The 13,016-nt window shown below is 73.8% G+C and carries 9 protein-coding genes; 1 reads left to right on the plus strand and 8 read right to left on the minus strand.

Annotation, left to right across the window (positions count from 1 at the left end; genetic code table 11):
- Positions 1-114: 114 nt before the first annotated feature.
- On the plus strand, positions 115-4,188 hold the full coding sequence (locus tag N5875_RS19035; protein ID WP_338495056.1) for a PAS domain-containing protein: 4,074 nt from the start codon (positions 115-117) through the stop codon (positions 4,186-4,188).
- Positions 4,189-4,293: 105 nt separating this feature from the next.
- Here the strand turns inward: N5875_RS19035 and N5875_RS19040 are convergent, their stop codons facing one another.
- From N5875_RS19040 to N5875_RS19075, 8 genes are all read right to left on the minus strand, one after another.
- A complete protein-coding gene (locus N5875_RS19040) occupies positions 4,294-5,946 on the minus strand; it encodes a long-chain fatty acid--CoA ligase (RefSeq protein WP_338495058.1) in 1,653 nt (550 codons plus the stop codon).
- Between the two features lie 151 nt (positions 5,947-6,097).
- The gene (locus tag N5875_RS19045; RefSeq protein WP_073908966.1) at positions 6,098-6,643 is read right to left on the minus strand and encodes a SigE family RNA polymerase sigma factor; all 546 of its coding nucleotides are present in this window, start codon (positions 6,641-6,643) and stop codon (positions 6,098-6,100) included.
- 296 nt (positions 6,644-6,939) lie between these two features.
- Positions 6,940-7,851 carry a DUF1906 domain-containing protein gene (locus N5875_RS19050; protein WP_338495063.1) on the minus strand — a complete coding sequence of 304 codons (912 nt, stop codon included), beginning with the start codon at positions 7,849-7,851 and terminating at the stop codon, positions 6,940-6,942.
- 337 nt (positions 7,852-8,188) lie between these two features.
- On the minus strand, positions 8,189-9,355 hold the full coding sequence (locus N5875_RS19055; protein ID WP_318208335.1) for a lipid-transfer protein: 1,167 nt from the start codon (positions 9,353-9,355) through the stop codon (positions 8,189-8,191).
- Entirely contained in the window at positions 9,352-9,759 is a 408-nt protein-coding gene (locus N5875_RS19060) for an acyl dehydratase (RefSeq protein ID WP_338495065.1), read from the minus strand. Before N5875_RS19060 ends, N5875_RS19055 begins: the two co-directional genes overlap by 4 nt.
- Positions 9,756-10,865, minus strand: coding sequence for an acyl-CoA dehydrogenase family protein (locus tag N5875_RS19065; RefSeq protein ID WP_338495067.1), 1,110 nt, complete (start codon positions 10,863-10,865; stop codon positions 9,756-9,758). Before N5875_RS19065 ends, N5875_RS19060 begins: the two co-directional genes overlap by 4 nt.
- A gap of 1 nt (position 10,866) precedes the next feature.
- Positions 10,867-11,820, minus strand: a complete 954-nt coding sequence (locus N5875_RS19070) for a bifunctional MaoC family dehydratase N-terminal/OB-fold nucleic acid binding domain-containing protein (RefSeq protein ID WP_338495069.1) — start codon at positions 11,818-11,820, stop codon at positions 10,867-10,869.
- Positions 11,817-12,983 (minus strand): acyl-CoA dehydrogenase family protein, encoded by a 1,167-nt coding sequence (locus N5875_RS19075; RefSeq protein ID WP_338495071.1) that lies wholly within the window; start codon positions 12,981-12,983, stop codon positions 11,817-11,819. Before N5875_RS19075 ends, N5875_RS19070 begins: the two co-directional genes overlap by 4 nt.
- Positions 12,984-13,016 lie beyond the last annotated feature (33 nt).

Below are 13,016 nucleotides of genomic sequence, written 5' to 3' on the forward strand. Positions count from 1 at the left end.
CCCCGGCGGCTCCCTTAGACTCCCTTCCGTGACAGGGTGCGGCCCGAGGGGCAAGATGGGGCCGGCCGGCCGATAGGGCATGCACGTTGCCGTGCGTCAGGGAGGAACGTCGTCGTGAGCAGCAGGCCATCCCGGGGCGCTGCTCGCCTCGCAGCCATACTCGACGCCCTCCCCGACGGCCTCGTGCTCGTCAACTGCAACGGCACGGTCGTCAACGCCAACACCATCGCCCTCGGCATGTTCGAGACCCCGGGCACCGCACTCGTCGGACGCGGCCTGCTCGATCTCCTGCCCGGCTTCGACTCCCGGCTCATCCCCGGCTCCATGCGCCGCCCCGAGGGCACCGACGAGCGCGGCCGCACCAAGCCCACCCGGATGATCGCCCGCCGCACCGACGGCAGCGAGTTCGCCGTCGAGGTGACCAGCGCCAGCCTGGAGGACGGCCGCGAGGCCTACGACTCGTACGGCGGCTACACCGGCGACGAGCTGCTCATGCTGGTCGTCCGCGACCTCACCGGCACCCTCGACACCGAGGCCGAACTCGCCCGCTCGCAGCGGCAGACCGAGATGATCCTGCGCGCCGCGGCGGAGGGCGTCGTCGGCACGGACACCGACGGCCGCGTCGTTCTCGTCAACCCGGCCGCCGCCCAGATCCTCGGCTACCGCGCCGGCGAACTCGGCGGCCAGGAGCTGCACCCGCTGATCCTCGCCAAGCGCTCCGACGGCGAGCCCTTCCCGTACGAGGAATCACCGCTCGCCGACACCCTCAAGTCCGGCCGGAAGCACCGCGTCCGCGGGCAGGTCCTCTGGGCGAAGAAGGGCGACCGGGTACCGGTCGACATGACGACCGCCCCCGTCCGCGACGGCGACCAGCTCGTCGGCGCCGTCATGACCTTCACCGACCGCAGGCCGTACGAGCAGCTCGTCGAGGAACACACCGCCGAAGTCGCGGCGCTCACCGAGCAGCACGCCGCCGAACTCGCCGAACTCACCGAACGGAACGCCGCCGAACTCGCCGACCGCACCGAGCGGTACGCCGCCGACCGGGAGGCGCAGCAGGAGCGGTACGCCTCCCTCGCCGCCCGGCACGAGCAGCTCACGGCCGTCCTCGCCGAGTCCCTGCGCGGCCCCCTCCAGGAGCTGCGCACCCAGCTGGGCGCCCTCGCCGCGGACGACGCCGGGCAGCTCTGGCCCGAGGCCAACCAGGTCCTGCACCACCTCGCCGCCGGGTACGCCCGCATGACGGCGCTCGTCGACAACGTCCTGGGCTACCAACGCCTGGACGCGGGCGCGGAGGCGCTGGACAAGCGCGTCGCGCTCCTCGACGGGGTCGTGACGGCCGGCATCGACGGGGCGGTCGACCTGATCGGGCCCGGCCGTGCCCAGTTCGCCGTGCACGCGCCGCCCATCGAGGCCGAGGTCGACGCGGCCCGGCTCGCGACCGCGCTCGCGCACCTCGTCGCGGACGTCGCCGGTGTCGACGCGACCGGCAAGAACCGCGCCGCAGCCCAGGGCGCCGGTCCGGCCGACTCCACGATCGTCGTCGCGGCCGCACAGCGCGGTGACGTCGTACGGATCGAGGTCCGCGGCCCGTACGCGGGCGGCGACCCGGTCCACGGGCCGGTCGTACGCGGCATCGTGGCGGCGCACGGCGGCGTCGTGCAGACCCACGAGGTCCCGGGGACGAGCGGCGGCGCGTACGTCCTCGAAGTCCCGGTCGGTACGGGGCGGGGCACGGTCCCCGCGACGGTGCCGAGCCATGAGGGGACGGCGAGCGGATCGGGCAGCGCGCCCGGACTCGGACCGGTCGGTGGGTCGGGGGGCGCGCCTGGACTGGGACCGGTCGGCGGGTCGGCCGGTGGGCCGGTCGGTGGTGGTCGGGAGGCGCTCGCGCTGCCCGCGCAGGCTTCCCCGCCCGTCTCGGCTCCCTCCGGTTCCTCCGCTCCCTCCGGCGGTTCCTCCGCCATCTCCGGCGGTCCTTCCGGTTCCTCCGGTCTTTCCGGTCCTCTCGCTCTCTCCGCCGACTCCTCGGAGACCTCCGGCGGGGGGCGGCGGCGGGCCCGGCGCGGCTCCACGGACGCCTTCCTGGAGAGCTCGGTCGCCCCTGAGGGCGGTGCCGAGCCCAGTGGCCGCCGCCGTGCCCGTACGGGAGCGGCCGCCGCCGGAGCCGCCGAACTGATCCCGGCCCAGCAGAACTCGGGCGTGGAACAGGCCGTTCCCGCCGCCGGTTCGGCCCCGGGCGCACCCGTCGCTTCCCTCCCTTCCGTCGTCGAGCCGACCGGGCGTCGTCGCGGCCGGCCCGCCGAGGGGTCCGTCGTGACCGCCGCCGAGGGCGCGCAGGGACGGGCAGCGCTCGGCGCCGCCGTGCCGCCGCAGGGTGTCGCCGTCGAGCCCACGGGGACTCCGTCGGCTCCCGCGCTCGCTCGCGCCCTGCCGGCCGTGGCCTCCGCCGAGGCCGCGCCCGAGGCGCAGCCGAGCGGGCGCCGCCGGCGTGCGCTCGCCGCCGCGCAGGAGCGGGCGGCGGCGGCCGAGGCCGGGCCCCGGACGCCGTTCGCGCTCCCGCCCGCCGATGTCGACCGTCCTTCCGAGCCGGGTCCGGCGCCGTTCGCGGGACCGGGTGCCACGGCTCCCGTCGCGGGGCCGCTGCCGATCTCCGACGAGGCGCGGCACGAGGCCGTACGGGGTGTCCCCGGCGCCGATCACACGCCTCCGCAGCCCCATCCGCACGCACCGCCGCTCGGTGAGCCGACCGGGCGTCGCCGGGCCGTCACGCCCCCGCCGCCCGAGCCGCAGCCGCTGCCTTCACTGCCGCCGCTGCCTTCGTTGTCGCAGGCCGAAACCCCGGGTCAGTCCTCGGCTCAGGCCCCGGCTCAGTCCGCGGGTCAGGCCGCGGGTCAGGCCGGTCCCGCCGCGCGGCCCGAGCCCCGGAACAGCACCAGTTCCGTGTCCGGGACCGGCACCGGTTCCGTACCGCTGCCGCCCGAGCTGCCCATGCCGAAGGACTCGACCCAAGGGCGGGCGTTCAGCGTGCGCACCCTCGGGCAGGGCGTCCCCTTCGTCCCACCGGCCCCCATGGCCCCGCCCGCCCCGACCACTCCGGCAGCCCCGGCGGCCCCGGCAGCCCCGGCGATCTCTCCCGTACCTGCGGCCCCGGCGGCCCCCAGCGCGCCCTCCAACGGCTCCGGTGGCTCCAACGGCTCCGGGCGGCGGCGCAGGCTCGCCACCCCGCCGGAGGCCGACCCGCCCCTCCCGGCCGCGCTCCCCGCCCCGGCCCCCAGCGAGGCCAGGCCGCACCCGCAGGCGGACGCCCCGGCGCAGGCGCCGTCCCGCGCGCCCGAAGGCCGCGCGTACGCCATAGGAGCGCCCGCCGAGGGCTCCGACGAGGGTCCCGAGCCGCTCGACGGCCCCGGTGGTGCCGTCGAGGTCGCCAACCGGCCGGCGCCGCGCCCCGTCGACGACGAACTCCCCCCGGAGCCCCTCGACAACCCGCGCCGGCTGCTCGTCTGGCCCGCTCCCGACGTCTCCACCCAGCAGGCGTTGAGCGACCGGGGCTACCGGCCGGTGATCGTGCACTCCCGCGAAGAGGTCGACGCCCAGATCGCCGCCTTCCCGGCCGCGCTCTTCGTCGACCCGCTGACCGGGCCCATCACCCGTACCGCGCTGCAGTCGCTGCGCCAGGCCGCCGTCGCCGCCGAGGTGCCCGTACTCCTCGCGGCCGGGCTCGGGCAGGCGACCCGGGAAGCCGCGTACGGCGCCGATCCGGCCGTACTCCTCAAGGCGCTCGCGCCGCGCGACAGCGAGCAGCACCCGTCCCGCGTCCTGCTCATCGAGGAGAACGAGGACATCGCGGAGGCGCTCGCGGCCACCCTGGAGCGGCGCGGGATGCAGGTCGCACGGGCGGCCACGGACACCGAGGCGGTCACCCTCGCCACCCAGACGCGGCCGAACCTGGTGGTGATGGACCTGATGCAGGTGCGCCGCCGCCGGGCCGGAATCATCGACTGGCTGCGGGCGAACGGGCAGCTCAACCGCACCCCGCTCGTCGTCTACACCTCGGCCGACCTCGTCGAGGAGGAGCTGCCGAAGCTGTCCTCCGGCGAGACGGTCCTCTTCCTCGCCGAACGCTCGAACAGCACCGAGGTCCAGGCCCGGATCGTCGACCTGCTCGCGAAGATCGGCACCAACTAGCCGGGCACGAGTACAGCGATGCGAGTGCGGGGAGGGCTTCGCCGCCGAAGCCCTCCCCGCACTCGCATCTGTACTCGTACTCGTACTCGTACTCGTAATCCGTGACTACAGCTCCGTCACGTCCAGCTCGCCCTCCGCGTACTGCTTGCGGATGACCTTCTTGTCGAACTTGCCGACGCTCGTCTTCGGCACCGCCGGCACGATCGCCCAGCGCTCCGGGAGCTGCCACTTGGCGATGCCGCCCTCGTCGGCGAGGAAGGCCTTCAGCGTCTCGTAGTCCGCCGTCGCTCCCTCCTTCAGGACGACGGTCGCCAGCGGGCGCTCGCCCCACTTCTCGTCCGGCACGGCGACGACGGCGGCCTCGGCGACCTCCGGGTGCGCCATGATCGCGTTCTCCAGCTCGACGCTGGAGATCCACTCGCCGCCGGACTTGATGACGTCCTTGGCACGGTCGGTGAGGGTGAGGAAGCCGTCGGGGCTGATCACGCCGACGTCACCGGTCTTGAGCCAGCCGTCCTCGCTGAACTTGTCGGCCGGGCGGATCGCCTCGGCGTCGATGCCGCCGAAGTACGAGCCCGCGATCCAGGTGCCGCGCACCTCCAGCTCGCCCGCGGACTCGCCGTCCCAGGGCAGGTGTTCGCCGGCCGGGCCGACCAGGCGGGCCTCGACGCCGGCCGGGAAGCGGCCCTGCGTGACGCGGTACGGCCACTCCTCCTCGGCGGTCAGGCCGTGCGGCGGGTGGGCCATCGTGCCCAGCGGGGAGGTCTCCGTCATGCCCCAGGCGTGGCAGAGACGGACACCGAGACGGTCGTACGCCTCCATCAGCGCGGGCGGACACGCCGCGCCGCCGATGGTGACCTGGGACATCGAGGAGAGGTCACGGGGGTTGGCGGTGACCTCGGCGAGCAGACCCTGCCAGATGGTGGGGACGGCGGCCGCGTGGGTCGGCTTCTCACGCTCGATCATGTCGGCGAGCGGGGCCGGCTGGAGGAAACGGTCCGGCATGAGCATGTTGATGCCGGTCATGAAGGTGGCGTGCGGCAGGCCCCAGGCGTTGACGTGGAACTGCGGGACGACGACCAGGGTCGTGTCCCTGTCGGTGAGACCCATCGACTCGGCCATGTTCACCTGCATCGAGTGCAGGTAGATCGAACGGTGCGAGTAGACGACACCCTTGGGGTCGCCGGTGGTGCCGGAGGTGTAACACATGGCGGCGGCCGAACGCTCGTCCAGCTCGGGCCAGTCGTACGTGGTCGGACGGCCTGCGATCAGCTCCTCGTAGTCGTGCACGCGGGGGGCCACGCCGTCCAGGACGGAACGGTCCCCGGGGCCCGCGACCACGATGTGCTCGATCGTCGGCAGGTGCGGCAGCAGCGGGGCGAGGAGGGGGAGCAGGGAGCCGTTGACGAGGACGACCCGGTCGGCGGCGTGGTTGACGATCCACACCAACTGCTCGGGGGGAAGACGGAGGTTGAGGGTGTGCAGGACCGCGCCCATGGAGGGAATCGCGAAGTACGCCTCGACGTGCTCCGAGTTGTTCCACATGAGGGTCGCGACCCGCTGGTCGCCGGTGACGCCGAGTTCGTCGCGCAGGGCGTTGGCCAGCTGGTGCGCGCGTGCTCCGGCCTCCGCGAACGTGCGGCGCTGCGGCTCGGGCTCGCCCGTCCAGGTGGTGATGATCGACTTCCCGTGAATCGTCATTCCGTGCTTGAGAATGCGGCTCACGGTCAGCTGTACGTCCTGCATGGTGCTGTACACGGGGCGTCCTCCCGGTGGGCGCTACGTGGCAGAAAGGGTGTGGAGATTCTGCGCACGTACCGCTCGGTATGTCACTACCCGAGAGTACGGAAATTGCCAGTGATCGCTGGCACGGGTCACTCTTTGTGCAGATTCCTCATGCTTGGGACCGCTACCGGACGGGGGTCAGCTCCGGGTCCTCGCGGAGCTTGCCGAGCGCCCTCGACACCGCGCTCTTCACGGTGCCGACGGACACCCCCAGGACCTCGGCGGTCTGGGCCTCGCTGAGGTCCTCGTAGTACCTGAGAACCACCATCTGGCGCTGACGCTCGGGCAGCTTCAGCACCGCGCGCCACATCGCGTCGTGCAGCACCTGCCGCTCGGCCGGGTCCGGTTCCGGGACGCCGGAGGGCTCGGGCAGCTCGTCGCAGGCGAACTCGTCGACCTTGCGCTTGCGCCACTGCGACGTGCGGGTGTTCAGCAGCGCGCGGCGGACGTAGCCGTCCAGGGCGCGGTGGTCCTCGATGCGCTCCCAGGCGACGAAGGTCTTGGCCAGCGCGGTCTGGAGCAGGTCCTCGGCGTCGCAGGGGTTGGCGGTCAGGGAGCGCGCGGTGCGCAGGAGCACGGGCCCACGCGCCCGTACGTACGAGGAGAAGGTCGAGTACGACGCGTACTGCGAGGCACCGGCGCAGACGGGGCCAGAGGGTGGCGGAGTCATGACTCCACGCTAGGAGGGGAGGGGTGCCCGGCGGATCGGCCCCAGGTCCCGACCCGCAGTCCGCCTCAGGTTGTAGGGGTGGGGACGGCCCGACCTCCTCTGGGTGGAGACCCCTCGGTGCGACCTCAGGGTCGCCGGACGCGGGGCGCCGCCTCGTCGGACGCGGGGCGCGGCTTCCCGGGACGCCGGGCGCCGCTTCCCGGACGCGGGGCGCCGCCTCCCCTGATGCGGGGCGCGGCTTCCCGGGACGCCGGGCGCCGCTTCCCGGACGCGGGGCGCCGCTTCCACGGGTCCGGTCAGGAAACCCCGGCCACGGCACCGGACCCGTCGGGAACCCCGGCCCCGCGCGCGGCCGTGGCGGTGACACGGGCGACGGGCGCGTCCATCGCGTTCCGGTCGATGACGAGGCGGCGGCCGCCGTACGCCTCGGCGACATTGCCCGCGTACTGGTGGATCCGCGCGTGCGGCATCCAGGCCTCCGGGTGCAGCGCCGACTCGGTGTACAGCGAGGGCCGCCCCCGCCAGCGCGCGAACCACATCACGGCCGGCAGGTCCTTCGTCCCGGCCCGCCGCTCCGCCTCGATGTCCCGCACCCCCGTCTCCGCGCTGCTGTAGTACCCGGGTACGTAGCCGAGGCGACGCACCTCCCTGTTCCAGGCGCGGACGAAGGAGAGGGTGGTCGCGGTGCAGCGCGCGTCACCCTGCCGGTACGCCTCGATGTCGAGGTAGAGCGGGCTGCTCGCGTCGAGACCCAGGGCCCGCGCGGCACGCACCGCCTCGCCCCCCTCGCGGGTCCCCTGGCTCCAGGGGCTGCTGCCGATGGCGAACGGCCGCTTGGCGGCGGCGACCACACACGGCGCCTGCGACCCGACGAACAGCGGCAGCAGCCGCCAGCCCATGGCGTGGGCGGAGGCGACCCAGGCGGGGCTCAGCTCCCGCTGGTCGGGGCAGCCGCGCCCCCGTCCGCCGAAGTAGATCCCCACGGCCCCGTACGGCGAACTGCGCCAGGCCTTCATCACCGCGAGGGACGGCGCCTCACAGGTGTCGAAGGCCTGCCCGACGTAGTGCACGGGGGCGGGGGCCGGCACGGGACCGGCGGCCGGGGCAGGGGCAGCAGCGGGGGCAGGGGCAGCAGCCGGGGCGGCGGCCGGAGCCGGGGCACTGAACAGGGCCGCCCCCGCCAGCGCCGCCACGACAGCCCCGACCACGACCCGCACCCGGGCCCGCGATCCGCCACGGGCCCCGCCACGGGTCCGCGTGGGGGTCCGGTCCCCGGGAGGCGACGCGGACTGCCGAGAGACCGCCGGCACGGTCGATGACGAGGTCGGTGAGGCTGCGGGCGCGGCTGAGGCTACGGGGGCGGGCGCGGGGGCGGGTGCGGGTGCGACTGAGGCTGCGGCTGCGGCTGCGGCTGCGGCTGCGGCTGCGGCTGCGGCTACGGGCGCGGGTGTGGGCTCCGGTCGTCGTGCGTGCGCGTGTGCGTGTGTGCTCATGGCGCGAGTGAAGAACCGCCCGCCCCGCCCGGCCACCGCAGGGGCCGTCGCCTCAGCCGTCCGTGCCCAGGATCAACCCGGACGTGGGAACCCCCGTCCCCGCCGTGACCAAGGTCCGCTCCGCCCCGGGTATCTGGTTCACGGAGGTCCCGCGCAGCTGTCGTACCGCCTCCGCTATGCCGTTCATGCCGTGCAGATAGGCCTCGCCGAGCTGTCCTCCGTGCGTGTTCAGCGGGAGCGCGTCTGCCGCGACGAAGTCGGCCGCCTCCCCCGGGCCGCAGAAGCCGAACTCCTCCAACTGCATGAGCACGAACGGGGTGAAGTGGTCGTAGAGGATGCCCACATCGATCTCGCTCGGCGCGAGGCCCGAGGTCCGCCAGAGCTGCCGGGCCACCACGCCCATCTCCGGAAGCCCCGTCAGCTCGTCCCGGTAGAAGCTGGTCATCGCCTCCTGCTTCCGGCCGGCGCCCTGCGCCGCCGCCAGGATCACGGCCGGCGGACGCCGCAGGTCCCGGGCCCGCTCGACGGAGGTGACGACGATCGCCTGGCCGCCGTCGGTCTCCTGACAGCAGTCGAGGAGCCGGAGCGGCTCGACGATCCAGCGCGATGCGGCGTGGTCGGCGAGGGTGATCGGCTTCCCGTGGAAGTACGCGGCGGGGTTGCGGGCGGCATGGCGCCGGTCGGTGACGGCGACATGGCCGAAGGCGTCCGGGGTCAACCCGTAGGTGTGCAGATACCGCTGGGCGATCATCGCGACCCAGGAGGCCGGGGTGAGCAGCCCGAAGGGCAGCTGCCAGCCGAGTGCGACGCCCTCGGCGGAGGGCTCGCGCTGCTGGACTCCGGAGCCGAAGCGCCGCCCTGAGCGCTCGTTGAACGCCCGGTAGCAGACGACGACCTCCGCGACCCCGGCGGCGACGGCGAGCGCGGCCTGCTGGACGGTGGCGCAGGCGGCCCCGCCGCCGTAGTGCACGCGGGAGAAGAAGGACAGCTGGCCGATGCCGGACGCCTGGGCGACGGTGATCTCGGGGTTGGTGTCCATGGTGAAGGTGACCATGCCGTCGACGTCGGCGGGGCTCAGCCCGGCGTCGTCGAGGGCCGCACGCACCGCCTCGACGGCGAGCGAGAGTTCGCTGCGGCCCGAGTCCTTGGAGAACTCGGTGGCCCCGATGCCCACCACGGCCGCCCGGCCGCCGAGCCCGTCCCGGGTGCGGAGGCTCATCGCGGCACCTCCACGGTGACCGTCCCCGTGACGTGGTGCCCGAGCCCGTTCGCACCGATGACCCGGACGTGCGCGATGTCCCCGTCGACCTCGGTGACCGTGCCGGTCAGCACCATGGTGTCGCCGGGGTGGTTGGGGGCGCCGAGCCGGATGGCGACCCTGCGGAGGACCGCGCGGGGGCCGAAGTGGTCGGTGATGTACCGGCTGACGAGGCCGTTGGTCGTGAGGATGTTCATGAAGATGTCCGGGGAGCCCTTCTCCCACGCCAGTTCGACGTCGTGGTGCACGTCCTGGTAGTCGCGGGAGGCGACGGCCCCGGCGACGATCAGGGTGCGGGTGATCGGGATCGTCAGCGGCGGCAGCTCGTCCCCGGGCTGGACGAAGGTCCCCGTGCCGGGCTTCATGACAGGTCTCCTTCAGCGAGCAGGTCGCCGAGTTCGGCGAGGAGTTCGGTACCGCAGCCGAGATACGCGTCGAGCTGTCGGCCCCACAGGAAGTGCCGGTGCACGGGGTGGTCCAGGTCGGCGCCCATGCCGCCGTGGAGGTGCTGCCCGGCGTGCACGACCCGTTTCCCCGCCTCGGAGGCCCACCACGCGGCGGTCAGGGCCGCCCCGCGGGCGTCCAGCTCCTCGTCGTGGCGCCAGGCGGCCTCGTAGGCGGTGACCCGGATGGTCTCGGTGTCCATATGGGCGTCGGCGGCCCTCAGTTGCACGGCCTGGTGGGTGGAGAGCGGGCGGCCGAACTGCTCCCGCACGGAGGTGTACTCGACGGCCCTGGCGAGCGACCCGGCGCAGACCCCGGCCTGGAGCCCGGCGAAGGCGACCCGGGCGGCGCCGAGCACATCCGCGTAGGCGGCACCCTTCACGGGCCGCCGCTGCCCCTCGGTCTCGGCCTCGCCAAGGCGCTCCCCCGCTGCCCCGCCGAGGCGCTCCCCCGCCGCCTCGCCAAGGCGCTCCCCCGCTGCCTCGTCGAGGACGAGCCTGCCGGCGGACCAGGGTGCGGTGAGCTCGACGGGATCCACCCGGGCCGCGTCCTCGGTGCGGACCAGCCAGAGGGCGTGGTCCTCGTCGGGGACGAGGACATGGGTGGCGTCCCTGAGCCACGGCACCCAGTCGACCGTCCCGCTGAGTCGGCCCTCGCGCGAGGTGACCGCGCCGGACGCCGGGAAGGCCCCCGTCACCACCGTCGTACCGTCGCGGAGGCCGGGCAGGAGCCGGGTGCGCTGCTCGTCCGTACCGTGCCGGGCGACGGCGAGGATCCCGTACACACAGGTCACGGCGAACGGCACCTGTGCCGTCACGCGTCCCTGCTCCTCCAGGAGGAGGACCAGGCCGAGCAGACCGGTCTCCTCGACGGAGCCGGGCAGCCCGGCCGCGCAGAGGGCCTTCCAGAGCTCGGCGTCGCTGCCGGTGCCGGCCGCCCTGAGCCGCTCGTGGGTGGCGAGGTCGGCGAAGATCCGGGCGGCCAGCTCGCGGGCCGCCTCCTGCTCCTCGGTGGGGGTGAAGTCCATGTCAGTCCTCCCCTCCCGCACGGAAGACGGGAAGCTCCAGCTCCTCGTCGACCCGCAGGAACTCCAGCCGCACCGGCATCCCGATCCGCACCTTGTCGTACGGCACCCCCACCACGTTGCTGATCATCCGTACGCCCTCGGCGAGTTCGACGAGACCGACCGCGTACGGCGGATCGAAGGCCGGGAACGGCGGGTGGTGCATCACCACGTACGAGTAGACCGTCCCGGCGCCGCTCGCCTCGACCGTGTCCCACTCCCCCGAACCGCAGTCGGCGCACCCCGGCAGCCAGGGGAGACGCAGGGCCCCGCAGTCGCCACAGCGCTGGATGAGCAGCCGGTGCGCGGCCACGCCCTCCCAGAATCCGGCGTTGTCCCGGTTGACCACGGGCCGGGGCCGCCGAACCCCGGGCTCGGCAGAAGGCTCCGGCCTCCGCGGCCGGGCGGCGGGCGCGTACTTGAGGATGCGGAAGCGGTGGGTGCCGGCGAGCTGTCCGCCGACGCGGACGTCCGTCCGGGTGGTGACGAAGTGCCCCGCCCCGAGCTTGGTGGTCTTGAGCGCCGACACGGACTCGATGACGGTGTCGAAGGTGATCTCGTCGCCTGGCCGCAGTGGCCGCAGGTACTCCTGCTCGCAGTCGGTCGCGACCACCGAGGTGAATCCGGCCGCGTCGAGCAGGGCGAACAGCTCCTCGTGGGCGGAGGAGCGGCCCGTGTGCCCCGAGAGGCCGCCCATCGTCCAGGCCTGGAGCATCGTCGGCGGCGCGACGGCGTCGGGCCCCCGGTAGGCGGGATGGGCGTCCCCCATGGCCTCGCACCAGTGCCGGATCATGGGCAGGTTGACCGGGTCCTTGCCGACTCCGGCCGTCGCCGCGGCCCGCCCCGCGAACCCCGCGAGCCGCTCGTACAGCCCGTCCGGCGACGGCTCCGCACCGTCCTGCCTCTGTGTGAGGGTCATCGCCGCCCCCTCCCCTTCATGCCGAGCCGCATCCTCGCGACGATCTCGCGCTGCACCTCGCTCACCCCTCCCCCGAAGGTGTTGATCTGCGCGGCCCGGTTCATGCGCTCCAGCTCACCGCCGTCGAACTCCCCCGGCGATCCCGCTCGCACCGTCCCCGACCCACCCGCGATCTCCTGACATATTCGATACACCTCCACCGCCGATTCGGTTCCCACGAACTTCACGCCGCTCGCGTCCCCCGGAGCCAGCCGGCCGGCCCCCACATCCCCCACCAAACGCCAGTTCAGCAGGCGTGTCACGGCCAGCCGGGCATGCGCCTCGGCGGCTCGGATCCGCACCCAGGGCTCGTCAATGCGGCGTCTGCCCGTCACCGGATCGGGGGTACGGGCCCGGTCGAGGACGGCGGCGAAGAAGTCCTCGGCCTGCATCCCGATCGCGGCGAGCGCGACCCGCTCGTGGTTGAGCTGGTTGGTGATGAGCCCCCAGCCGCCGTGCTCGGATCCGACGAGGTTCCCGGCGGGGACCCGTATCCCGTCGTAGTAGGTGGCCGTGGTCGTCAGCCCGCCCACGGTCGCGATCGGGGTCCAGGAGAAGCCGGGGGCGTCGGTGGGGACGAGGACGATCGAGATGCCCTTGTGCGGGGGCGCGTCGGGGTCGGTGCGGCAGGCGAGCCAGATCCAGTCGGCGTTCTGGGCGTTGGAGGTGAAGATCTTCTGGCCGTCGATCAGCCAGGACCCGCCGTCGCGGACCGCGCGCGTCCGGAGGGAGGCGAGGTCCGTACCGGCCTCGGGTTCGCTGTACCCGATGGCGAAGACGGTCTCACCGCGCAGGATCCGGGGCAGGAAGTAGGCCTTCTGCTCCGCGGTCCCGTAGGTCATGAGGGTGGGGCCGACGGTGTTGAGCGTGACCATCGAGACGGGGGCGCCCGCGCGGTACGCCTCGTCGAAGAAGACGAACTGCTCCTCGGGGCCGCGGCCCTGACCGCCGTACTCCTCGGGCCAGCCGAGACCGAGCAGCCCGTCGGCACCGATCCGGCGGAGCAGCCGGCGCTGGGCGTCGGTGTCGGTGGCCGGGGGCGGCCCTCCGGGCATCAGGTCCCGGAAGTACGCGCGGAGTTCGGCGCGCAGCCGCAGCTGCCGCTCGGTCGGGGCGAGGTGCACGGCGACGGCCTCCCGTGGGACGACTGAGGTTTC

The sequence above is a fragment of the Streptomyces sp. SJL17-4 genome (genome assembly GCF_036826855.1).
GTDB lineage: Bacteria > Actinomycetota > Actinomycetes > Streptomycetales > Streptomycetaceae > Streptomyces.

What these genes read in the sequence shown, in the direction of transcription:
- N5875_RS19045 (WP_073908966.1), bottom strand. Translation starts at nt 6,643, where the DNA reads ATGACTCCGCCACCCTCTGGCCCCGTCTGCGCCGGTGCCTCGCAGTAC.
- N5875_RS19055 (WP_318208335.1), bottom strand. Translation starts at nt 9,355, where the DNA reads ATGAGCCTCCGCACCCGGGACGGGCTCGGCGGCCGGGCGGCCGTGGTG.
- N5875_RS19060 (WP_338495065.1), bottom strand. Translation starts at nt 9,759, where the DNA reads ATGAAGCCCGGCACGGGGACCTTCGTCCAGCCCGGGGACGAGCTGCCG.
- N5875_RS19065 (WP_338495067.1), bottom strand. Translation starts at nt 10,865, where the DNA reads ATGGACTTCACCCCCACCGAGGAGCAGGAGGCGGCCCGCGAGCTGGCC.
- N5875_RS19070 (WP_338495069.1), bottom strand. Translation starts at nt 11,820, where the DNA reads ATGACCCTCACACAGAGGCAGGACGGTGCGGAGCCGTCGCCGGACGGG.